General features: G+C 59.5%; 33 protein-coding genes and 1 pseudogene. 11 read left to right on the forward strand and 23 right to left on the reverse strand.

Going from position 1 to position 21,207, the window contains the following annotated elements:
* Nucleotides 1–12 precede the first annotated feature (12 nt).
* The 17 genes from ASE04_RS20175 to ASE04_RS20260 form a co-directional block, all read right to left on the reverse strand.
* Nucleotides 13–849: a phage capsid protein gene (locus ASE04_RS20175; RefSeq protein ID WP_056821497.1), complete on the reverse strand. Its 837-nt coding sequence runs from the start codon at nt 847–849 to the stop codon at nt 13–15.
* A 188-nt stretch (nt 850–1,037) separates the two neighbouring features.
* On the reverse strand, nt 1,038–2,000 hold the full coding sequence (locus ASE04_RS20180) for a hypothetical protein (RefSeq protein ID WP_244490461.1): 963 nt from the start codon (nt 1,998–2,000) through the stop codon (nt 1,038–1,040).
* Nucleotides 1,993–2,316 carry a hypothetical protein gene (locus ASE04_RS20185; RefSeq protein ID WP_056821041.1) on the reverse strand — a complete coding sequence of 108 codons (324 nt, stop codon included), beginning with the start codon at nt 2,314–2,316 and terminating at the stop codon, nt 1,993–1,995. Before ASE04_RS20185 ends, ASE04_RS20180 begins: the two co-directional genes overlap by 8 nt.
* Nucleotides 2,309–3,979, reverse strand: a complete 1,671-nt coding sequence (locus ASE04_RS20190) for a portal protein (RefSeq protein WP_056821043.1) — start codon at nt 3,977–3,979, stop codon at nt 2,309–2,311. Before ASE04_RS20190 ends, ASE04_RS20185 begins: the two co-directional genes overlap by 8 nt.
* Nucleotides 3,979–4,200, reverse strand: coding sequence for a hypothetical protein (locus tag ASE04_RS20195; protein WP_056821044.1), 222 nt, complete (start codon nt 4,198–4,200; stop codon nt 3,979–3,981). The genes ASE04_RS20190 and ASE04_RS20195 overlap by 1 nt, the downstream gene beginning before the upstream one ends.
* Nucleotides 4,200–5,783 (reverse strand): terminase family protein, encoded by a 1,584-nt coding sequence (locus ASE04_RS20200; RefSeq protein WP_056821046.1) that lies wholly within the window; start codon nt 5,781–5,783, stop codon nt 4,200–4,202. Before ASE04_RS20200 ends, ASE04_RS20195 begins: the two co-directional genes overlap by 1 nt.
* Nucleotides 5,770–6,360 (reverse strand): terminase small subunit, encoded by a 591-nt coding sequence (locus tag ASE04_RS20205; protein ID WP_056821048.1) that lies wholly within the window; start codon nt 6,358–6,360, stop codon nt 5,770–5,772. The genes ASE04_RS20200 and ASE04_RS20205 overlap by 14 nt, the downstream gene beginning before the upstream one ends.
* A 72-nt stretch (nt 6,361–6,432) precedes the next feature.
* Nucleotides 6,433–6,735: a hypothetical protein gene (locus tag ASE04_RS20210; RefSeq protein WP_056821049.1), complete on the reverse strand. Its 303-nt coding sequence runs from the start codon at nt 6,733–6,735 to the stop codon at nt 6,433–6,435.
* A 147-nt stretch (nt 6,736–6,882) separates the two neighbouring features.
* On the reverse strand, nt 6,883–7,686 hold the full coding sequence (locus ASE04_RS20215) for a hypothetical protein (RefSeq protein WP_056821051.1): 804 nt from the start codon (nt 7,684–7,686) through the stop codon (nt 6,883–6,885).
* Nucleotides 7,687–7,910: 224 nt separating this feature from the next.
* Nucleotides 7,911–8,441: a DUF6362 family protein gene (locus ASE04_RS20220; RefSeq protein WP_156408845.1), complete on the reverse strand. Its 531-nt coding sequence runs from the start codon at nt 8,439–8,441 to the stop codon at nt 7,911–7,913.
* Between the two features lie 47 nt (nt 8,442–8,488).
* Nucleotides 8,489–8,929 carry a hypothetical protein gene (locus ASE04_RS20225; RefSeq protein ID WP_056821054.1) on the reverse strand — a complete coding sequence of 147 codons (441 nt, stop codon included), beginning with the start codon at nt 8,927–8,929 and terminating at the stop codon, nt 8,489–8,491.
* Complete coding sequence (locus ASE04_RS20230; protein ID WP_156408846.1) at nt 8,926–9,363, reverse strand: hypothetical protein; 438 nt, start codon at nt 9,361–9,363, stop codon at nt 8,926–8,928. The genes ASE04_RS20225 and ASE04_RS20230 overlap by 4 nt, the downstream gene beginning before the upstream one ends.
* 61 nt (nt 9,364–9,424) lie before the next feature.
* The gene (locus ASE04_RS20235) at nt 9,425–9,637 is read right to left on the reverse strand and encodes a hypothetical protein (protein ID WP_156408847.1); all 213 of its coding nucleotides are present in this window, start codon (nt 9,635–9,637) and stop codon (nt 9,425–9,427) included.
* A 95-nt stretch (nt 9,638–9,732) separates the two neighbouring features.
* Entirely contained in the window at nt 9,733–10,170 is a 438-nt protein-coding gene (locus ASE04_RS20240) for a hypothetical protein (RefSeq protein WP_200960749.1), read from the reverse strand.
* The gene (locus tag ASE04_RS20245; protein WP_056821061.1) at nt 10,167–10,445 is read right to left on the reverse strand and encodes a DUF6074 family protein; all 279 of its coding nucleotides are present in this window, start codon (nt 10,443–10,445) and stop codon (nt 10,167–10,169) included. The genes ASE04_RS20240 and ASE04_RS20245 overlap by 4 nt, the downstream gene beginning before the upstream one ends.
* Nucleotides 10,442–11,299, reverse strand: a complete 858-nt coding sequence (locus tag ASE04_RS20250; RefSeq protein WP_056821062.1) for a hypothetical protein — start codon at nt 11,297–11,299, stop codon at nt 10,442–10,444. Before ASE04_RS20250 ends, ASE04_RS20245 begins: the two co-directional genes overlap by 4 nt.
* A gap of 199 nt (nt 11,300–11,498) precedes the next feature.
* Nucleotides 11,499–11,714, reverse strand: a complete 216-nt coding sequence (locus ASE04_RS20260; RefSeq protein ID WP_056821066.1) for a hypothetical protein — start codon at nt 11,712–11,714, stop codon at nt 11,499–11,501.
* An 86-nt stretch (nt 11,715–11,800) separates the two neighbouring features.
* Between ASE04_RS20260 and ASE04_RS20265 the strand changes: the two genes are divergently transcribed.
* From ASE04_RS20265 to ASE04_RS20300, 9 genes and pseudogenes are all read left to right on the forward strand, one after another.
* Nucleotides 11,801–12,613 carry a hypothetical protein gene (locus ASE04_RS20265; RefSeq protein WP_056821068.1) on the forward strand — a complete coding sequence of 271 codons (813 nt, stop codon included), beginning with the start codon at nt 11,801–11,803 and terminating at the stop codon, nt 12,611–12,613.
* Between the two features lie 78 nt (nt 12,614–12,691).
* The gene (locus ASE04_RS20270) at nt 12,692–13,117 is read left to right on the forward strand and encodes a helix-turn-helix domain-containing protein (RefSeq protein ID WP_056821070.1); all 426 of its coding nucleotides are present in this window, start codon (nt 12,692–12,694) and stop codon (nt 13,115–13,117) included.
* On the forward strand, nt 13,114–13,788 hold the full coding sequence (locus ASE04_RS20275; protein WP_056821072.1) for a Rha family transcriptional regulator: 675 nt from the start codon (nt 13,114–13,116) through the stop codon (nt 13,786–13,788). The genes ASE04_RS20270 and ASE04_RS20275 overlap by 4 nt, the downstream gene beginning before the upstream one ends.
* 51 nt (nt 13,789–13,839) lie before the next feature.
* The gene (locus ASE04_RS20280) at nt 13,840–14,106 is read left to right on the forward strand and encodes a hypothetical protein (RefSeq protein ID WP_056821077.1); all 267 of its coding nucleotides are present in this window, start codon (nt 13,840–13,842) and stop codon (nt 14,104–14,106) included.
* Nucleotides 14,107–14,108: 2 nt separating this feature from the next.
* Nucleotides 14,109–14,468: a hypothetical protein gene (locus ASE04_RS20285; RefSeq protein WP_056821082.1), complete on the forward strand. Its 360-nt coding sequence runs from the start codon at nt 14,109–14,111 to the stop codon at nt 14,466–14,468.
* Nucleotides 14,468–14,707: a hypothetical protein gene (locus tag ASE04_RS20290; protein WP_056821086.1), complete on the forward strand. Its 240-nt coding sequence runs from the start codon at nt 14,468–14,470 to the stop codon at nt 14,705–14,707. The genes ASE04_RS20285 and ASE04_RS20290 overlap by 1 nt, the downstream gene beginning before the upstream one ends.
* On the forward strand, nt 14,707–14,940 hold the full coding sequence (locus ASE04_RS20295) for a hypothetical protein (RefSeq protein ID WP_056821088.1): 234 nt from the start codon (nt 14,707–14,709) through the stop codon (nt 14,938–14,940). The genes ASE04_RS20290 and ASE04_RS20295 overlap by 1 nt, the downstream gene beginning before the upstream one ends.
* Nucleotides 14,937–15,074 (forward strand): annotated as a pseudogene (locus ASE04_RS32270) (helix-turn-helix domain-containing protein); the annotation flags it as partial. The gene ASE04_RS20295 and the pseudogene ASE04_RS32270, both read left to right, overlap by 4 nt.
* 14 nt (nt 15,075–15,088) lie before the next feature.
* Nucleotides 15,089–16,129: a tyrosine-type recombinase/integrase gene (locus ASE04_RS20300; protein ID WP_056821091.1), complete on the forward strand. Its 1,041-nt coding sequence runs from the start codon at nt 15,089–15,091 to the stop codon at nt 16,127–16,129.
* 285 nt (nt 16,130–16,414) lie between these two features.
* On the opposite strand, the gene ASE04_RS20305 is transcribed toward ASE04_RS20300, so the two are convergent.
* The 4 genes from ASE04_RS20305 to ASE04_RS20320 form a co-directional block, all read right to left on the reverse strand.
* On the reverse strand, nt 16,415–16,594 hold the full coding sequence (locus ASE04_RS20305; RefSeq protein ID WP_056821093.1) for a hypothetical protein: 180 nt from the start codon (nt 16,592–16,594) through the stop codon (nt 16,415–16,417).
* Between the two features lie 180 nt (nt 16,595–16,774).
* Nucleotides 16,775–16,996 carry a hypothetical protein gene (locus ASE04_RS20310; RefSeq protein WP_056821095.1) on the reverse strand — a complete coding sequence of 74 codons (222 nt, stop codon included), beginning with the start codon at nt 16,994–16,996 and terminating at the stop codon, nt 16,775–16,777.
* A gap of 145 nt (nt 16,997–17,141) precedes the next feature.
* The gene (locus ASE04_RS20315; protein WP_244490462.1) at nt 17,142–18,032 is read right to left on the reverse strand and encodes a TMEM43 family protein; all 891 of its coding nucleotides are present in this window, start codon (nt 18,030–18,032) and stop codon (nt 17,142–17,144) included.
* A gap of 354 nt (nt 18,033–18,386) precedes the next feature.
* A complete protein-coding gene (locus ASE04_RS20320; protein ID WP_156408848.1) occupies nt 18,387–18,722 on the reverse strand; it encodes a hypothetical protein in 336 nt (111 codons plus the stop codon).
* A 257-nt stretch (nt 18,723–18,979) separates the two neighbouring features.
* On the opposite strand from ASE04_RS20320, the gene ASE04_RS20325 reads away from it, so the two are divergent.
* On the forward strand, nt 18,980–19,459 hold the full coding sequence (locus ASE04_RS20325) for a hypothetical protein (protein ID WP_056821099.1): 480 nt from the start codon (nt 18,980–18,982) through the stop codon (nt 19,457–19,459).
* Between the two features lie 3 nt (nt 19,460–19,462).
* Here the strand turns inward: ASE04_RS20325 and ASE04_RS20330 are convergent, their stop codons facing one another.
* Nucleotides 19,463–20,158 carry a hypothetical protein gene (locus tag ASE04_RS20330; protein WP_056821101.1) on the reverse strand — a complete coding sequence of 232 codons (696 nt, stop codon included), beginning with the start codon at nt 20,156–20,158 and terminating at the stop codon, nt 19,463–19,465.
* 206 nt (nt 20,159–20,364) lie between these two features.
* Between ASE04_RS20330 and ASE04_RS20335 the strand changes: the two genes are divergently transcribed.
* Nucleotides 20,365–20,925: a dual specificity protein phosphatase family protein gene (locus ASE04_RS20335; protein WP_056821103.1), complete on the forward strand. Its 561-nt coding sequence runs from the start codon at nt 20,365–20,367 to the stop codon at nt 20,923–20,925.
* Between the two features lie 63 nt (nt 20,926–20,988).
* On the opposite strand, the gene ASE04_RS20340 is transcribed toward ASE04_RS20335, so the two are convergent.
* Complete coding sequence (locus ASE04_RS20340) at nt 20,989–21,174, reverse strand: hypothetical protein (RefSeq protein ID WP_056821105.1); 186 nt, start codon at nt 21,172–21,174, stop codon at nt 20,989–20,991.
* Between the last annotated feature and the right edge of the window lie 33 nt (nt 21,175–21,207).

Below are 21,207 nucleotides of genomic sequence, written 5' to 3' on the forward strand. Positions count from 1 at the left end.
TTCAAGGCCTCCTTACGTGAATGCAGCGGTGTCGTCGGTGACCACCTTGAGGACACCGGCCTGCTGCAGGATCGTGGCGCCGTCGTAGAGGGTCGCACGATCCCAGCTGTAGTCGTCCTCGCCGTTGTAGCCAGACTCGACCTGGATATCGCCAGATGCGATGGCGTAACCAACCGCAGGCTTGGCGAAGATGAAGTTGGACGCCGTGGCAGTTCCCATTCCCGGCAGTCCAGTGTGCATGATGTGCTTCGCGCCCAGCCACATCTTCGGACGATCGAGCGCGAGGCCGGCGAGCGGCTTGGCGTCGACATAGTCGGCAGACAGGAACTGGTTGAAGGTGAGCAGGCGAGCCCATGCCTTCGGCGTCCACAGGCAGGTGATTTCAGCGCCAGGCATGACGTTGTTCTGCCAGAGCGCGGAAAGCTCATCGACGACCTTGCCATAGGTCAGCGTCTGCGCGGTACCACCCGCATAGACGTTCGTCGCCGTCGCGAGTGCGTCGGTGATGGTGTAGTCGACTTCGCGGGAGGCCGTGAGAGCACCTGCATTCTGCATCGCTTCGCGGAGGTTCGCGGGAGCGGTGAAGACGTTGAAACCGGTCTGGGTTTCCTTCGAGTGCTTTTCCTTCAGCGTGATCGTCGGCTGCGTGTCCGTGCGATTGCGGGAAGGAATGAGGCCGTTGGTACCGCGTTCAGTCATGCGGCCGGCGGCGCCCTGCAAAGCGAACTTTGCATTGAGGCCGGAGATCATGATTTCGCGGGTGACCGAGTCCTTGAGGTAGGTTTCGCCGCGCTGAAATGCGACGACCCACTCATCACGGTACTGGTCTTTTGTGATTGCGTAAGGCATCGACAAAAACCTTTCGTGTTGATGCTTGGGAGGTTGATTTCAGACGAGATCAGGGTGCCGATCGCTGCAGGTGCGGGGTGCCTTGGACATGCCAAGGGGCCGCGCCGTCGCTTTGAACGGGGCGTCACATCATCTTTTCAGTTTCGAGTAGTCTTGCGGGGCCGTTGCCGGGATGCCGCGGGAGGTAATCAGCCCTTGCGGGCGTTGATCTTGTCGCGCTGGGCGTACAGCGAGGTAATCTTCTGCTGAACGTCGTCGCTCTTGTATTTCGCTGGATCCTTCTGCCGAAGCTCCAGAAGCTCGTCGATCTTCTCCTGAACGGTGCGAGCGGTGGTTTCCACATCGCCTGTCAGGATGGCCGTGCCGCCGTAGTAGTCGGCACCGATCTGCGCCATCATCTTTACGAACTCGGCATCGTCCTGCAGCCGGGAGCCGTCCGTCATACGGAGGCCCATCATCCGCTGAAAGCCTTCAGCGCCGAGGTGCGTCGTCATCAGCTGTTCGGCTGCTGCGATATTGCCGTCGTACTCGCCGCCCCATTCGTTGCGAAGGGAAGCCTGCGTTTCCTTGGCGACCTTCGCTAAGTTGCCGTCAAGCTGCTGTTGCTGGGCGGTGGCGAAGTCCTGATACCAATCCAGTGCAGCGGCGGCAGCGCCTGGAGGAACGTTCTTGGCATGCATGGCCGACTTGAAATCCCCGAGGATGGCCTTGTCCTCATCGCTGGGCTTGAAGCCCTCGCGGAAGTCGCCGGGATAGGCCGCAGCATCGTCAGGGATGCCGTTAGCCGCACGGAAGGCTTTCACCTCTTCGGGCGTGGACTTGTCCGTCAGCGCCGTGGCCTTGCCTGCCGTCTTCGCGGTCTGGTAGGCCTCGCGGAAGCCGCGAGAAATGGCATCGATCGACTTGTAACGCTCGAGCTGCTTGGCGATGGCTGGGTCACCACCGGCCAGCTTTTCACGGAAGGCCTGAAGCTCGGCACCATCAGCACCACCAGCGCCAGCGCCGCCGGCACCACCACCGTCTGAGCCGTTTCCGCCTTCGCCGCCTGCTTTACCAGCACCTGCGCCTGCACCACCTTCTCCGCCGGCACCACCACCGGCACCGCCTGCGTTCGGATCTACTTCACCACCGGCATTGTTTTCATCAGCCATCTTTTTCACCTGTCAACAAATCTAAAGGGAAAGAAACAAGCTTGCGGAGCTGCAGGGCTATGTGCCGCTTCCCGCTTTTGAACGCACTGTCGCGCTCCCCGCCATGCTCGGCTGGCAGGTATTCCAGGTCATTGGCGCCGCATATGTGCTGGATCGCAGCGAACGCGCGCTTCTGCTGGTCTTCAGTCGCAATACCTGCAGCGAAGGCCTGAAGGGCAACGCAGTCGGCCTTGCGGATTTCGAGGTCATGGGCAGGCTGAGAGTTGTCCGCGTTGACCTTGACCGGGTACCAAGGGCGATAAGCTCGCTTAGCCATTCATCGCCCCCTGCACTTCCTGCGCAGCCTGCCCTGCTCGACCGGCGACATCGGCGACGTTGCCGGCGTCCTGAAGCTGCTGCTGCTGTGCCATCTGCTGCTGCATCTGCTGGCGAGCCGCTTCCGCCTGCTTCTCATCGACAAGCCAGTCGGCCCGATTGCCAGGCACCACACCGAACGCGTCACGGAAGGATTTCCGGATATCGACGTCCGTCCGGAGGGTCGGATCGAAAACCATGCCCGCCTGAAGAAGGGCGCCGCTCTGCTGGAAGCCGTTGATCACCTGCTGGTCTCTGGCTTCCTTCAGGCTGTTGTTGAACTCGTGGGTTATGTTCTGGCCGAGCAGGATGTCAGGCATATCAACCGGAATGCCGCTGCGATCGACCTGACCGTAGCCGCCAGCGCGCATGACCTTCTCGGTGACCAAGTCCAGCGTCTGGCCTGTCCATTCGTCCTCGATCGGGTCGAACAAAGGCAGCGCGTTGCGGATGTACTCAGACACCAACTGCGAGGTTTCATAGGCTGTCTTCTGGCGCTGCGCAGAAGCAAGCGGCTGAAGCTTGTTGATGTAGAAGGCGTCAGCGAGGCGAGCGCGGGCATCATTGATCAGGTCAACGCCGAGGCCGGTATTCTTGCCGAGATCGACAGCCCGCAGCGCAGCACCAAGTCGCTCGTCATACTCGCTATCGATGTAGGTCACGCCGTTGGACGAGAGATCGATCGGCGACAGCACGGCATCCTGCGTGGCAATCATCGGCGGATCGACCTGCTTCTCGCCCGCCTCGATGATGGTCAGCATCATGCGCTGGATCATGCGAGCCTGAGGCAGGGCAATGATGGTGGCAGGGCTGAAGGCATAGAAGTTGCCGCTGACTGTCTTCCACCTTGGCACGACGTAATCGAAGGTGAATGCCGGCGTCTCCTGAAGGATCGTGCCATCCTCCATCACGTAGAGGTCGGCCCACTTCGCTCCCTTCGGAAACTTCTTGTACGGGTCGTATTTGTCGAGCGGGATGAAGACATGTCGGACCTTCCAGGTGGTCTTCTCGTCCTTCTCCTTGAGCGCGTTCTTCACCGGCTGCGGCAGCTTGGCCTCGCCGAAATGGTAGGCCATCACGTGCGCGGTCATGTCTTCCTTGCGGTGGACGTGGTTGACCTGGCCGTCGGGGCCTTCACACCCTGCCATCTTCTTCGGGTGGTGGCATCGGAACAGCAGGTTATCGCGCTTCTTGTTGTAGCTGACCTGCATCCAGCCCATGCCGAAGGCGGAAAAGTCGTGCTCGACCTCGCTCGCGGCGCGTCGATAGCCGCTGTCTTTCGAATAAAGGATCGCTCGATTGACGTCTGTCATGAATTCCAGGAAGCCAGCAGCCTCCCGATCGCGAGAGATGCTCTCGTTCGAGGCCGCTTCCTTGAACCACTGGCGATCCGAAGGCCTGACCATGGCGCCGATCTGGTCACCCAGTTCGCGGCGCACCAGCGTCGGATAGAAGTCGGTCAGGTGCGAGGCGAATTCCTGCCCGAGGCTGATATCCTGCGTGAAGTTCGCCCGCTCGCAGTAGAAATACTCGGCAATCTCCTGGTGGAGGCTGTCGAGCGTTCCCTTGGACGAGAACATGCGCGAGTCCATCGCCATCAGGTCGCGGCCCGCTTGATCACTCATCAGTTTGCCCCAAGGGTTGAACGGGAGAATTCGCGGCCAATCGTGCCGGGAACGGTTGCCAGCTTGTCGGCAGTCGAGCTGCTGGTTGTGGCGATGGCGCCGGCCGTCTTGCGGCGCGTGCGCTTTGCCAACGGATCATCGGGATCTGGCATCGTGGCCGGTGGCTCCGGGTCAGGATACTCCACCTTCTGTTGCTTCCCACCGCCTAGCAGTCCACCCATTAGCGTTTTCCTCTTAGTCTGGCCTTCATGGCGCTGTTGGACGTGACAGACTGCAGGCGACGGGCTTTCTCGTCCCGACGCTCCTGCGCTGCCTTCGGGCGCTTGAGGCCACCCAGTGTCGAAGCGGAAAGCATGACCGTCGTGTCGCCCTTGTCAGGCGAGCGGCCGAGCATTTCCTTCATCTCTTCCTTTGGCAGGACGACGATTTCCTCGCCGCCGCCACTTGCCCTGACCTCGTAGCGGAAGGCGGATAGATCAGCCTCAAGCTCTGGATCAGGCGGAAGCGCGATCTGCGATCCGTATTCAGGGTCCAGCTGTTCACGGAACTGCCACACGACCTGGCTGCGCAGGTTTTTGAACCCGTACATGCCCTCGCGTGTCGTCGAGGCCGAACCGGACCCACCCTTGAACCCGTAGCAATCGACATCGGCGTGTGCGAGCTGCGTCAGGGTGTCCCCGCCGTAGCCGCCGCCAGCATCGACAACCACCCGGCAGCGGTCCCGCATCTGCTTGATGATCAGGCCTGCAACTGTAGGGCCATCCGGCGTGTCTTTGCCTGGGTGACTGTCAAATCGCGAATACCACCAGCTGTGGCGGCTCTGGATCTGTGTCTTGTCCTTGCCGCCTTGCGCCACATCGCAAGCGACTGCGGTCATTGGCACGTCTTCCGGCGGGCGATCCGTCCAGCGAGCCATCGCAAGCTGGATCCACTTCGACGGGATCACCTGCCCCGGCGCGTCTTCAGTCTGCACGTTGAACAGGCCGTGGCGCATACGGTCGCGAAGCTCTTTCGGAAGAGCCTCAAGCGTGGAGCTATAGCCCGTTGCCATCAGGTCTGGATTGTCTTCGAGCTTCGACTGAATGAACGTTCTCGATCGAGCGGTGACCTGCTCGCCGTTGATCTCGTGCGGTCCCGGGCCGTCAACCTCCATGTCCTCGCCGTCGACCGTCGTGAACCAACGAAGCTCGCCAGACTTGGCCGGGTTGGGGTGTGACTTATCAAGCCATGGTGCCCAGTACCTGATGACCCACATCCCTTCAGCGGAGGTTGGTGGGTTGCCTGTTGCCAGCACCCGGCAGCGAGCGCCGTCAGCATCGCGAAGCCAGCCGATAATGTAGCGATACATGCTCTCGGAGAACTGTGTAATCTCGTCGAAGCCCTTCAGCCTATGCGGCCGGCCCTGATACTTCTCCTTGTCCGCTTCGTTCGGCACGCCGCCCAGTTCGATCTTGCCGCCCTTAGGAAGGCGCCAGACGTGCGACTGACTGTTGTACCCGGCACGACTGCCGAGCATGCGTGCGATCTCGTCTTCGATGCCCTTGATCTGAGTGGCCTGGCGGCGAAGGATCAGCGCCGGCTGGTACTCTTCAAGGGCCATTCCGCAAAGGAGCGCTGTCTTCCCCCCGCCTGCAGCACCGCCGTAGAAGGTCTCATCGGCTTCCGAGAACCATGCGTCGGTCTGTGGGCCTGGGTTCGGGATCATGTACCGGCCGTCGCTGGACTTCATGGCCTGATCGATAATCTCCTGCCGCGCTTCGGGCTGGAGAGCGTCAAGGGCGGCCAGAACCTCACTTAGCTGCACTGTTGAGCCCCTGAGCAAGAAGGAACGCCACACGGCGCGCTATGTCGTTCTTCGACAGTTCGTCGACCACAGGAGCCGGAAGCGGGTTGCCGTCCGGATCTCCATGGCCAACCTGGTCACGGAAGGCGTTGACCGAGATATGCTTGCCGAGCAGTTCAAGCCGCTTGATGCGGTCGGACATGCGGACCTTGCGGACGGTGACCTTCGTCTTCCCGTCGTCCCCGGTCTCTTCAGCGATGTCGATCCCTGCGATCAGGCCTTGCCGCCAGATCAGCGGCCATTGCTTGATCGGAAGCATCCGGCCTTCGTCGTCGTAGAGATCGGCCACGTCGGCTGATACCTCTTCAGCTAGACGCTTGAGGACGAAGGCTGCGTCAGTTTCCGTCTTCTTGGCCCGTTTGTATTGAGCGTCAGCAATGGCCGCCTGAACTTCAACATGCTTCAACAGGCGCTGACCCTGCGAGTGGGCCGTCTTCGCGCTGTAGCCTGCCCTGACGGCCGCCTGTGTGGCGTTCAGGTCAAGCAGGTATTCCTGCACGAACCGAAGCTGCTGCGCATTGAGGCTGGAAGCTGTCACGGGGTCACCTTGAAAAGGTAAAACCGCTTGGCCCGCGGCAGGGCTATGGAGGTGTCCACAAATTGAGGAGACCTACTTCTCGGCCGCCTTCTTGCGTTCCGGGGTTTTCTTCGGTGCTGTCTTCTCAACGCCGTCGGACGGCTCGGCGTCGACGGTGCTGTCTTCTACCTTCACATCAGCCGGATCATCAGCAGTGGCGCCCTTAAGGCGATCCCAGATGGTCTCGGTCATGTAGAGGCGGTTGCCACCTACACCGATGGTGCGGTCGTCGATCGTTACTTCCGGCTGCTTGCCCAGGATGCCGCGCAGCTTTGTGCCGGCAGGCACGACTTCGACCTTGAAGCCGTTGAACGTGGAGAGGTTCACCGTTTCCATTTCAGTCTCCTTGGTTGGGTTGTTACTTCCTCGGCAGCGCGAGCCACAGATCCTGCCCCGGTGGTTGGTACCCTTGGCACCCAGACAGGAAGTGCGCAGCGATTACCGCGCCTATGGTGATGAGGGAGAGGATGATGATGCGGCGGATCATGGCGCTGTGCCTACGAATGTCATGTTGTTCTGCGCGCAGTAGCGACGGAAGGCAGCCTCGTGTAGCTCGCCGCGCTCCATGTTGATCGCGTGGCCGATGGTGCCGCCCTTCCACGAGCCCTTGCGCTTACCGGTCTCGCCGCTGAACTGAATGTCAAGAGATCGACGGATCCTGCGCGGGCGAAAGAGAGACAGCCACTTGAAGTAGCCGGTACCAAAGCGATGCTCTGCCTCGACGATATGTGTCGTCGCGGTCAATTCCTCTCCGTCGTAGTCCTTGAAGGCGAATACGGCTTTGGGCATCGTCTCTTCGAATTCACGCTGGACCCGGAAGGCTGCGAAGCGGACTTCTCGATCCTTGCTTTCCCAGTCGGTGCGGAGATGCTCGCCATCCAGCCCGTACCAAGACTTGCGGACATATCGCCAATTCGTCCATGGCAGGAAGCACCCCCACGATTGTGTCGTGCTGCTGTCCATCGTCTGCCGGCCGAGCTTGACGGACATGTGGCCCTCGAAGACAGTGAAGCCGTAGCTGCGCTCATCGACTTCCTCGTAGCCTTGGCGCCCATCGGGTCCCGGTTTCGCCCAGTCTCTCCCGCTTAGATCGACCCAGCCGACATAGGGCTTGATGATGCGCGGCAGCGCGATGATGAAGGTCACCCCGTAGAAACCGAACCGAAGACGATTGCCGCCGCCCTTGCCGCTGTCGAGCACCATCTCAAGGCGCTTGTAGGATCGGTCGCGGGCAAACAGGAAGGGTCCGAAGCGGTGATCGTTATCACCCCAGCTGAGATAGCTCATATCGATGTCCTTTGTCGGAAGGATGGACGAGCGGGACCGACATCCCGCCCGCCCGTTGCGCAACGTCTTGATCTGTCGGGATCGGGAACGAGAAAGCCCGCCTCGGCGAACCGGGCGGGCTGTGGTGGTTTACAAAACGGCGCTCGAAATATGCGTGCTTCTATGCGGCCTGTAGCTTTTCCCGTCGTCGCGCTTCACGTTCGCGCCGCTGTTGGCCTTGAACTTCACCGCGCCCGGGCTTGCCGGGTTTCGATTACTCTCAGGGGTGCGAGAGCAGGGTCGATGTGCGGCTTAGCGTCCGAATCGCGCCAGTGTGTGACGCACTTTTCGGACGATACCGTTGTTGACGTGATATCTGCCTGTGTTTCGGACACCTGTAAATCCGCCCCACCAAGCCGAAACTGGCCTTTTTGGTTGAGGATGTCCGCGATGCTTTGGCAGATAGCGGTTATAGCGCGGCGAAGAGTTCGCTCATTGAGGAGATTTTCTTCCGCAAATCGGGCGATGGTGACGCCTTTTCGGACCTTCACCCAGGACCAAGCGTAAATCAGCTTGCGCTCGTTCTCATCCGACAGGGCGTTGATCCACCCGAATACCCCCTCCATGCGCCCCAGGGCGCCCGCCGACGCGGTTTGCCGATATCTGGCTGGCTGATAGCCGAACGCCTCTGAAACGCTCCTGACGGTCTCGGGCATGGCACTCCCGAAAGCCTTCGGGCCCCGCGCTGCCGGCATACGCCTCAACGTTTCAGCCATCTCCAATATCCGTTCCTCGACGTCCTTTGCCGTCCAATCGCTGAATTTCATGCCGCTTCTCCTGCTAGGTTCAGTTCATTGTCAGTCACGAGGCCGAATCTGATCGACAGCAGCACGAGCAACACATCGCTTGTCGGGACATCGCATCGCATGTTCTTCGCCCCGCGGCGCATGGCCCCGAGATCAAATGCATTGAAGTCGTCGACCAGAGACGGTCGGCGGATGAGTTCGGGGTGCTTGGCGATGAGCCGAGACACTGCCTTCATGACGTCGGCATAGAGTTCTCGGCCGTTCTGTTTGGATCCGCAGATAAGGTTGAACACCAGGCGTAGGTGCCCCTCCCCGAACCGCTCTCCGATTTCACGCACTGTCGGCTTGCAGAAGCAGTCAAAGGGCCTACGGCTGGCGGGCGAGTGCTGGCGAGCGTCCTGGAGGCGCACACCGCACTCTCTGGCAATCTTGTAGATGTTGACGGTCGATCGGCTCAACGCTCACCCCGCGCAGCCTTCTCGGCGAGATATGCGGCCGGATCGATCCGTTTGACCTCCGACGCAGCGCCGAACGTCCCGAGCTTGTGGTCGCGGTAGGCCCGCTCGCCAGCCGGATCGAACTTGACGGCCGCGATTTGTCGAACCCAGCCGACGGCCTTGTGAGCCTCGCGTTTCATCTGCTTGTCCTGCTGGGCAGCGATCTGCTTCTCGCGCTTGAGCTTCTTCTTCGATTTTCCCTTCTCCGGCTTGCCCCAGAGAACAGGCTTGTTCTTTTTCGGGCGAGGCACCTGCCCCGCGTTGTTGTCCAGGCGCTCAAGGGCTTTCCAAGCTGCGGCGTTGGTATCGAAGGGACCGTCAACAAGATGGCCGCCAGCATCGCTCACTTGGTATTGCCCGTCATCGGTGCGGGTGACGTGGAGTATCTGGCTCATCGGCGCAGCTCCTTCAGGCGGCGGCGTAGATTGATGCGCGCGATCAGGATTCGGATGATGATCATGCTTCACCTCCAACGATCTTGAACTTTGAGCGTTTGCTATCTTCCAAGAGCTTTTCGAAACGCGCCGCTTCTGTCGCGTAATCACGAGCGGTTTCGAGAAAGCATTGCTCTGCGTCCCGCAAATCATCAGCGAGATAGTTCAGCGCGTCCTCAAACAGGTAGCGAGGCGAACCGGCCTCATATCGATCCCATATTTCGTCGATCGTCATGTAGGCTCGGCGGGCCCTGTCATATGGAGGGCAATGCATCCGGTCGGCGAGTTGCTTTACGCGGCGCTGATAGGCCTTTGTTTTCCGGTTAAGGCTCATGGCTCGCTCCTGAAGTGAAGCGGCAGTAACCGGCGGATTTTTTGTTCAGCAGCCGCACGCTTCCGCTCGGCAAACTTCTCGATGCGGCGATACATTTCCTTTTCGACGAGCTCTCCAGTCTCGACGCCGATCGAGAAGAACTTGTCGCGCAGCGCAATAGCCTTCGCTTCCGTCGAGCATGCGGCGATCACATGCCCCCGCGGAATGCGTTCGCCGTATCCGACGAACCGGTTGGAACCATAGGCCAGGAAGGTTTTCGGCGAGACCTTGCGAGCCTGCAGGATGAAGAAGGCTTCCTCTTTCGAGTGGCTGTCCATCCAATGCTTGAGCGCATAACTCTCCAGCAGTTCGGCCATTGTTCGATCATACGGTCCATAAGGCTGATGGAAGGCGAGCACCCACTGACCTGGCTTGATGTCGATGAATTCTGTCATGCTGCACCATCCGGCGCATTCCGCGCTTTGATCTCGACCACGTTACGGCGATGGCATTCGTTCTCGACAGCCGTGCGGAAGCCTCTCACCTGCTCGCGAACCTGCTCGTCAGGAAGGCCGATCTCCTCAAGCTTGGCCCGCAGCTGCGCAACCGTCCGGAACCAATAGGATTCGCGGGTTGCCTTGTGAGCGGTCGTTTGAAGCACTTCAGCGCAACGACGGACCTTGCCGACGCGGGCCTTCAGCGGGAACGGGATCATCTGGCATTCGCTCATGAAACCCTCCTGTCGATCGCGCGCGCGCCCGCGGCGTCATACTCAGTGCCCTCCGGGCGGGCCAAAGCCTCCGGCCTTGGATCGGTTGCGATGGCTTCGCCACCGCCGTAACCAGAGCGAGGCGTCTGCGATTGCCGAACCGACAGCGAAGACTGCGAGGTTTCGGCTTGTTCTGCTTTTGAGAGGGGAATTCCAAAGCGATCGTCGTGCGCGTTAGGGATCGCTGACGTTTCGTCTGGGTAATCCTTTAAGTTCATGTCTGTAGTGGGACTTCCCCATGAACCCATATTTGATGGTGCAGTGGGACTTCCCCATAACCCTGCACCAGAGTTCAGGATCTGCCAGTCGTCGTGGCTTGGATCGGACGGCGGGATATCAGGGACAAGCTCGATCGGCGCGTAACGCTTTCGACTTGAATTTCCCTTTGACCGGCCTTCTGCTTTGGCTTCAGCGGAAATTCCCATCGCACCCTCCACTGGTGCGGCATCCTCAATAATGCACAACTGATCCTCGGCCCATTGCTCGCATATGAAGTAGGCATTGGCATGCGCTATGAACTTCCGAGGGGTGAGCTTGTGGATCACGCCCTGATCGTGCTTCGGAAGATCCTTGATCCGCACCACGTAAATGGCGCCGATCTCGGCCAGGTAATTCAGCAGATCCTTCGTGTTGCGAACCGAGCAACCTTGAATGCGGGCCATCTCTAACTGAGTTTGCCAGCATAAGCGGATGTTCGGATTTGCTCTGAACACGAGATAGGCCAGCAGATCGCGATGGATCTTCCGTGTACGCAGCTCTGGGCTGGCGTACATCCCTTCTCGGAAAATGTCTTTCCAGTTGGAAGGCTTCTTCATCCGAACGCCCTCCGGCAGACCGAGTAATTGCCAGCGAGGAGGATTGCTTCGGCCGCGTCAGCGTCCGTCAGACCAAAGCGGGCTTTCAGGGTGGGGAGGATGGGCGATAACATGGTGGGGGCACCCCCACGATGATTGCGATCTGCGAGCCATTGGGCAGCGCGCTGGATCTCTTCGGGTTGGTCGGAGGTGCGGGGCGTCATGCTCTGGCACCCTCCCCAGCCTTCTTGAGGATCAATTCATCAGCAGCCCGCGTAACGTCGTTCCACGTATTCAAACGCGGGCTGGTCTTCTGTGCGCGCCAACGGGTCCAAGTCGATCCGTTGATCCCTGCCTCTTGGAAGAGGCGCTGAAGAGGAATGCGGGCAAGCCGCAGTCGTCTTTCGATGTTTTCGATGTCGGTGTGAATTGTCATAGCCCCTCGTTTATAATGCATTAATGCACATAACTCAAGCTTTTATGCATGATGCTTTTCTGCACATGTATGCTATTGAGGAACCTATGACGGACAACAAATTTTACGATGCCGCTGCGAAGACATACGTTCGCTATGTTCTGGACGAGCTAAAGCTCTCACCGTCTGGCTTGGCTAAGCAGGCGGGCCTTTCGTCCACGACATTGACCCGCGCGCTCAATGATCCGACGCACAAGTTCACGCTCTCTATGTCTACCCTCGGAAAAATAATGAAGTTTTCCGGGATCAACATGAACCCGTTCTTCGAAGCTAAAGACTTCGCCGAGATGTCTATGGCGCCTTACGAGCGCGACGACATACTCGATGAAAGCTGGGGCAATCCAGGCAAGTTCGATCCTACGCCGTCCGACGGGCATATGACGATTGTCATCGGTCACACGGCTTCCGGCGTGTGGAAAGTCCCGCATCTCCTTAAACTTGAGAGCCACGCGCCTCTCTGGCTAACCTTTCCACAAGTCAACTCGACGGATGCCTTTGCGCTCTTAGCCGACGACGACTCCAGTGCTCCGAGTGTGCGGAAGGGCGAATACGCACTATGCCTGCGAGTGCGCGCTTTAGGCCAGAAACCAGATCATGGAGACCTCTTGGCGATCGAGCGTTGGCGCGATGATGGGGCGCTCATGGAGATCTCCATAAGGCGGCTAGTCGTGCCAGAGGGACAACCGCCTTATCTTCGATTCGATAACGTCGAACAGTTTCCGGAGATTTTAGAATTCCACGAGGACACGGCCGAGCTTCGCGTTTTGGGAAAGGTATCTTGGACTGTACGTGATCCAGTTGATTACAAGCTTCGGGTCGAGATGCTCGGCCGCGCCCGGGACAGGCGAAGACACATGTGATGCATAAATGCACGAATAGTAGTTGACCTGCATATTTTAATGATGCATTAATGCTCCATATTAACCGATGGAGCGAACATGACCGCGAACATCCTTCGCATCGATACCGAGACCGGAGCAGCCATTCGTCAAGCGCGCGAAAGCCGCAATATGACGCAGGCGGCTCTGGCATCTCTGGCCGGTACATCGCAGCAGACAGTCGACCGTATTGAACGGGGCGTGGTGCGTGCCTCGCGAGCTGTTGCGGCCATACACGACATCTTGGGAACCGACTTGCCGCACGGCCCGGCAGATGGGTTGTCGGCACCGGCACCCCGTTCATCCAATCTCACCCAGCTGCGCGAAAGCCTTGACGAGGTGATCGACCTTCTCCACGCCCTCGACAAGGTAGGCGACGGTATTGGCGGCGCGGATGGTTATTCTGTCTCGGCAGTGGCTCTGGCAGCCAAGTCTGTGGCCGACAACGCGCTCGACGCTGTCAAGGCTATGGAGCGCGCCCGATGAATATGCTCACCTCCATGCCGGAAACGATGAGCAGCATCGAAATTGCTGATGTTGTAAACTCGAACCACGCGGACGTTCGGCGTTCCATCGAGCGACTGGCAGAGCGTGGCGTTGTCACACTTCCGCCAACGGCTGAAGTCTCTAACCCTCGCTCGGGCCCGAAGATGATCAGCGTGTACATGGTCGGAGAGAGAGAAAGCTACATCGTAGCCGCTCAACTGTCGCCAGAGTTCACTGCTCGGCTCGTAGATTACTGGCAGGAGCACAAGAATTCGTCACCTGCTCTGCCAAATTTCGCTGATCCAGTAGCGGCGGCCCGCGCTTGGGCTGACGAACGGGAAGCGCGGGTTCTTGCCGAGATGACGAAGGCTCAAATCGGATCGCGGCGCGAGGCCACCGCCATGAACAAGGCCAGCCAAGAGACAAAGAAGGCACGTAAGCTGGAAATGGAGCTCGATCGCTCCAGGCAATATGCCAGCATCAAGCGCATGTCGATGCTTCATCACGGCCAAGAGTTCAACTGGCGCTTCTTGAAGCAGACCGCGACCGAGATGGATATCCCATCAATCGAAATCTTTGATGCCAACTACGGCACCGTGAAAGCCTACCACGCCGACGTTTGGCGTGAAGCATACGCACTCGAAATACCGGCGGCGAACCCGCCCGAGTAATTCGGTAAGGGCGCCCACACCCAACCTAAAAACCTAATCAGGAGCACCGAAATGAAAACCCCGATTCAGTCGGCCGGCGAAGCTGTGCCCGCAATTCCCAGTGCAAGCGATATCCTTGCTGATTACAGCCGGCTCCTCACCGTGATCAGCATTTCCACTGAAATGGTAAGCGATATGTCGGCGGAAGGAATGACCCCCGCAATGAAGGGGCTTCTCTTCAACACGCAGAACATGACTTCCATTGCCCAGGACCTCGCCACGAAGCTGGACAAGGATCTCGACGCCTACCTGTGCCGCTCGACAGTTGAGGGAGAATGACCATGGGACACGGTATGCAAGCACCAAGGCTAAACCCTAGCCGCTTCTCCACCAAAGATCTCTGCCGCCTCTATCGCGTCATCGACAACGTCGAAGAGACAACCAACATGGCGCACCAGTACGTGCGGCATCTGGAAAAGGGCGGCACTCCAACCACGAAGTATCTTGAAGAGCTGCAAGAGTTTCTTGGCGGGGAGCGGTGCGTGATTGTTGACGCCCTTCGCGATCGAGCCGATCCGGCCGGCCCTGACGAACAGAGCCGCCTTTCCATCGTCATCCAGTTCGACGCCTGGTGCGAAGAGTTTCACAAGGAAACGCTGGATCAGCTCGCAGCATCTCCTCTGGCGAAGGAGGCTATCTGATGGCCAAGACCGCTTTCACGCTAGACGATCTTCAGAGCGACATCACCCATCTTACTCACATCCTCGATGAAGCCGTTGCCAAGGTTCTAGAGCTGGATTTCGAGAAAGACGGGAAGCGCAATAAGCCACTCGATCGCTTGGCAGCCTTCCTCTGGATCGCACGAGATATGGCCGAAGCTGCCGAGAAGAACATTAGCGAGAACTTCAAGACGCTGAACGACCCCAGAGGAGCAGAATGATGCGCGAGCACGAGGTTGCAATCGATGACGCGCTCGGCGCGGCCAACAGTTACCTTCATGCGATCAAGATGGCTGCTGAAACAGCCTTCAAAGGGGCAGGGAAAGACTACTGCGCTTTCCTTCTCCTTGCGGATTCTGCGATCGAGGAGATCACGAAGGCTCACGGTTCCTTCGACGACTTGATCGCCGAGGCTGTGCATAACTCTGTGGATAACGGGGAGAAACGGCGATGAACAAGCCTTTCACGCCGGCCAGCCTCGCCGAGCATTGGGAATGCTCCGAACGTCATATCCGCAAGCTTATCGCTTGTGGGGAGCTACCGGCTTTCCGTCTCGGCGGGAAGCTCCTCCGGATCAAACCTGAAGACGTGGAGAAATACGAATGTCAGAGTGGCGACTTACCAGACTCCAAGGGGAGTTCTGTGTCACATGGGACGATCCAGGCGGTATCCGCCGACGTTATCGCCTTGGAACCACAGACAAGAAAGAGGCATCCCGCCTCGCCGCGTCTCGGTACGCAGAGCTTACGCGACCAACGGGGACGTCCGTAGCGGACCTCTGGGCGTCCTACGTCATCGATCGCGCCGGCCGCGCCGTCGTCGGCACCATGGAACACACATGGAAAGCCTTGGGCCCGCGCTTCGGCAAGATCGATGGCGAATCCGTTTCGGTTCATGACTGCCGCGGACACACCAAAGACCGCCGGAAGGCCGGCATCCAGGACGGCACCATTCATACCGAGCTTGGACATTTGCGCACGGTGCTGGTGTGGGCGGAGAAGAATGGCCTGATCAAGCGCGCGCCGCACGTCGAGCGGCCGGCAAAGCCAGACCCGAAGGAAGGATATCTGAAGCGCGATGAAGTGGCGCGGCTGATGGAAGGCGCCAAGGTGCCGCACATCAGGCTTGCCGTGCTGCTGATGATCGGGACGGGTGCCCGCAACGCGGCAGCGCTGGAACTAACATGGGATCGGGTGGATTTCGGTCGAGGGCTGATCAACCTGCACAATCCCTTTGACGGGATGCGCCGCAAGGGCCGAGCCACGGTTCCGATGAACGCGACATTGCGCGCAGCTCTGCTCGAGGCGAAGGACGCGGCCCTGTCGGCCTACGTCATCGAATGGGCAGGCGTGAACGTGAAGTCGATCAAGAAGGGGCTGAAGGCTGCTGCGAAGGCGGCGCACCTGGATGATGTCTCACCGCATATGCTTCGGCATTCGGCCGCTGTCTGGCTTGCCGAGGACGGGCACAGCATGACCCGCATTGCTCAGTTCCTCGGCCATTCTAACAGCCGAATCACTGAGAAGGTCTACGCCCGATACTCTCCGGAGCATCTGAAAGACCTTGCCGAAACCTTGAACCTGACGCCCTCTGGTGGAGCGCCCAGGTTACGAACCGGCGGCCCTGTAGCTGCAAATTCTTGAGCAATTACAGGGGCGATTTTACATAGTGCTCTACAGGTTCACCGAACCTGCAAAGCGGAACACAAAAGCAACTAGGTGCCGAAAACGACCGTTTACATACCGGAGACCGCCCACAGTTCCGGGCTTTCCGCAGGGGAGTGGAAAGTTGACATCGTAGGGGTCACAGGTTCAATCCCTGTCACGCCCACCATTCGAATTCAAAGGCTTAGCGACAAATCGCTGAGCCTTTTTCATTTTGGCCTTAGAGAAAAAAGTGCTTGCGGGAGAGGTTCTGGAACCCGGTCTTTAACGTGCGCGGGCAAACGTGAGGGCGAGCCCCACGACGGTGATAGCCATGCCGACATAGACCCAATCCTCATGGAAACGGACGATCGACGCATCCCCGATTCGACCGCTGGCGAATGCGACAAGCGAAAGTCCGATCATCATGGCGATCAAGCCGGCCAATTGAAAAACACGCTTCATAGGACTGCCTTCGTCGGTGACGACAAAAGGATTACGTCCCAGGCGCACAATTGGTTCACCCGCAATTCAAAATAGGCAATTTTTCCGATTTTGGGGGTGTGTGCCAGCGGGGAAGTGTCCTTCCCAAATCGGTAGCGCCCGCCAGGTGGCGGGCGCGGGTTCGGGCCGCGGATGGGACGGTTACATCTTGCAGGCCGGCGCTGACGTCATGGCCGTGTCCGCTAGAGCCTTGGTCTTGTGCGCGCCGCCGACCGCAATCATCATCTTGCCGTCGGGACGCTTCGAAACCACGCTGCATTTCATACTGTTTGCTTCGTGTGCAACGTAGTAGTGAGTCGCAGCCAAAGTCGGCAGCGTTCCGGCTGCCAGGATCGCAAGGCTTAGAGCCGCTGTCTTGATCATCGCATTCCTCCGTTGGCTTCTCGGGCGATTGTGCCCGACAAGGAGTTAGCTATGGCGCGCCGGCGCGTTGGCGAAGCGTCATTTGGGCGCACGCCTTCTGTCCGGTGTCCGGACACGACAATGAGGGCGTTGCGCGCCTCGGCGCCTATACCGGCTTTGCCACGGCCGAGCGGCGCCGAATGACGACGACCGCCACTACGAGAGCCACCACAATGATGCCTGCCGCCAGCAGCGGTCTGTAGGCCAGCCAGCCGAATGCGATGGCGAGCGAACCGAGAACGAGCGTCAGGATGAATGCGAGCAGCGACGTGCCGAAGCTAACGATGGATCCGATGAAGGGGATGACGTCGCCGATAATACCAAAGATCGTGAAGATGCAGACGAAGCCGATGAACATCAGGACAAGGCCCGCGACCCGCAACAGCCAGGCGATGACGTTGTTGTCCGATTCCGCTGACTTGAACATCGACGCCGCATCGACACGCCCACCGGCATTGAGGAATATCTCGCGGCCATTGCCGCTGGTATAGGCCGTCAGGCTGCTGCCCTGCTGCTTTCCGACGAAACTCGCCTCCTTGGCATCGACGCGATCGAAGGACAGCTTGAGGTCTCCGATGGAGGGGTCGGAAGGCCGCTCCCCCACGTAGGCGCCCTCGCCGGACCGCTTGACCGGCCGATCGCCACCGAGTGCAGCGGCAACCGCCGAGACATCGTTATCGGTGATGGCGAGACCGGCGCGCTGCCCGACATCGGCGACCATCTGCGCGGGGACCTCGAAGGCCCCGACATGAGTACCGGCGACCATGAATGTCTCGCTTGCCGGCATGCTGTCCGGATTGTCATGGCCTTCGGGATGCTTGAACTCGCTGGAGCGCACCGGCTCCGAGCGCCATTCCTTGCCATAGGTGTAGGTGGTCGTGGTCTCCTCGCCGCCTCCGACCTTCTTTTCCGTTTTGCTGTCGCGCTTTTCGACCCATTGATACATTTCGACGCTGCGGGAGATCGCAACGGCGTTCTCCGCCGAAACGCCGAACATATCGTCCTGCGCACGCCCCCTCCACGGATACCGGAGCGCTGATGTGCACAAGCTTGCCGTCGAATTCCGGATCATGCGTCAGGGCGTCGATCGACACGACCTGCGACGCGCCTTCCTCAAGCGCGCGGTAGGTGTTGATGGCGTGTCCCTCGTTCCAGATCAGCAGCCAGATCGAACCGACGAGCAGGAGCAACCCGATGATGATACCCACCAGCGCCTTCTTGATCCGCTCGAACCAGGACGAGTAGGTCGTTTCGGTATAGCTCATGTTCTGATCCGCTCTCGGAAAGGCGCCAAAGGAAAAGTCCCGCGCTGAGCGCGCGGGACTCCCGTATCGTAGAGCCGGAGCCCTGCTTATTCGTGAATGGTGTAGGAGCTCATCTCGCAGAGGTTCTGCGTGTCCGTCGTGGTGTCGAGATTGGAGCCTTCCTCGAACTCGAACTTCATGTCGTACTTGCAGGTCTCGCGACCGTCGCCGATCGTGATGTCCATGCTCTCGCCCGGGTTAAGCACCTGCTTGCCGAAGACGTCGTCTTCCCATTCGTTGACGCCGACCGGCGATGTATAAAAGTTCGTCAGAACGGATTTCGTGCCGTTCTTCAGCGTAAAGACGAGGTCTTCCGCACAGGCATTACCGGCAAACAGAACACAAACCGCCGATGCGACTACCGCGATATTCAATTTTTTCATATTTTTCATCCTCTTACCCGCTCTGGGGGCGCGAGAATTCTTAGTCATCGAAGCGGCCGATTGAAAAGCGGGGGAGACAGCCCATTTCTGGTGGAATCGCGGATTTGGCCGATCCGCCCGAAAGAGCTCGGCGACGCCCGGGCATGCCGACACCTATTGAAACCACTTGCCGCGCGACCAAATTCGAACAAAGACACATGCAATGCATACGATGAAGATGTTCGTGGCATCGGCCACGCGCAAAAAGGGGTAATGGAATGAACTACGCACGAATGGCGGCTGCCTGCCTGCTGGCGACAGCCTCCGCATCAACAGCATACGCCGCTGAGCAGAACTTCCCGGGCGCTCCAGGCGCTCTGACGCTGTCGGGCAAATGCGCCAAGCTGGTGGTCGGCAAGGTTGATGCCAGCAAGGGATGCGAACCGGAGCTCGCCAGCGTTACCCTGATCAACGGCACGGTTACCCTGATCCTCACCGCCGGCGGCAAGATGCTCGGCTTCCAGGGCGACGGCACCAAGATCAAGCCCGCCTCCAACGGCAATGTCAGTATGCCGCTCGGCCTTGTGGTCACCGGTGCCGGTCAGAACATGACGGGCCAGGTGAAGGTCACCGGTTCCTGCACGATGGGCAACCCCTACAGCGGCAAGCCGGTCGTCATCGAATGCACCGCCAAGAGCACCGACACCGCCTTCACGGGCAGCTTCCGCACCAACGGCAAGGCGCCGAAACAGAAATAAGGCTCAGGCGCACCAGGCGCCGCTGCCCGGCTTCCGGGCAAGGCCTTCGCCGATCAATTGCGAACCGATGGAACGGCCGTCGCGCGACACGACGCGCGGCGATCCCGCCTTGCCCGGCTGACCGGCGGCATTCATCGCAAACGAACCGGCATTGAGCAGATTGAGCAGCCGCAGCTTGGCGGCAAAGCCGGCGCGGCGCTCGCCGTCACAGCGCGCCGCATCGATCCCCGGGCTGACGATGTCGGCGATGACGATCTTTTCGCCCTTGTACCAGAAGGTTCCGCCATCGGCGACGCAATTGATGTGTTCGCCTTGCCCGCAATAGCCGAACGCGGCCTTCGCGGACTGCGTCTCGGCAGGCGAAAGCGAGACGGGAACGACTTTTTCCGTAGCGGCAGGCGCCTTGGCCGGAACAGGCACGGCGGCCGGGGGCACGACCCGCGATGTCGATGCAATCGATGCGGTCTGCTTCGGTCCGGCGTCACGCTGCGGTTCGACTCGCGTAAGGGACGTCGGATGCGTAAGAGCCGGCGCGGATGTGCGTGCCGATGCCAGCATCGGCTTCACGCTCTTCCAGTTGTCGTAGACCGCGATGCCGCCGACGGCGAGAACCCCGATGATCGCCCACGGGATCGCGCTGCCCCCCTGTGCTTTCGATCGCGGTGATGTCTTGCGGCGGCGAGTTGCTGTCTTGGCCATGGAGTCCGATTCCGTTGAAGGCCGAATTATCGCCGCGCAATCCTTTCCGAAAGGTTGGCGAAGACACCGATTCCCCTCGCCTGCCACATCCTAGCAACAATCACCCTCTAGGAAGTCCTCGTCATTTTTCCGTGAGGTACTGGGCATTTGTCGTGCCGGTCCCCAGCTAAACCGGAAAAGCGCAATCCTTGTAGAAGATCTCGAGTATGAAGTTGCAATTTGCGTTCCTGAAATGGCCGGTCAGAATGGTGTGCGCAACCGCACTCCTCGTGCTTGCCCATGCAGGCATCGAACAGCTGACGGGAAATTTCCACGAGGTCATTCCCGGCGAACTCTATCGTTCGGCGCAGCCGAGCGGCGCCGATATCAAGGTCTATGCGGAAAACTACGGCATCAAGACCATCGTGAACCTGCGCGACGAGACGCGCACCGACTGGTATCGCAACGAAGCACAGGCGGCATCAGGCAACGGAATCACGATGATCGATTTCCCGATGTCGTCGTCGAAGGACCTTCCGGTCTCCGAGGCGCAGCGTCTCGCCAAGCTGATGGCGGATGCGCCCAAGCCGCTCCTTATCCACTGCGAGCACGGCGCCAACCGCACCGGCCTGGCATCCGCGATCTACATCGGCGCGGTAGCCAAGCTCAGCGAGACTTTCGCGGAGTTTCAGCTCAGCCCCTATTTCGGGCACTTCGCAATTCCGGGGATTGGTCGCTATGAAATGTACCGGTCCTGGGACGATTTCGAGGAAACCATCGGCTTCTGATCGTCAATGAAGCGGTGGGCCGCGAGGATGATGGCGTCGCTTCGCCACCATCCGTGTCGGCTTTCAAATACCTGTCAGACTGCAGGCGTCATCCGGTCGCGAATTGATCGGAACGTCACGCGGCGAGCGTATGGAACGGCCGATCGCGATCCTGTCCCGATCGGCGTGACTGTCATGCGCGGCGCGGAGCGCCTCCCACTCGTTTTCGTGCTTTACATAGATGTCGTTCGATACTGGAACTACTTTCATCATCTTCCCATGAGTTGGAGCGGATACGACTGC

Source organism: Rhizobium sp. Root708 (genome assembly GCF_001429725.1).
In the GTDB taxonomy this organism is placed as follows: Bacteria; Pseudomonadota; Alphaproteobacteria; order Rhizobiales; family Rhizobiaceae; genus Rhizobium.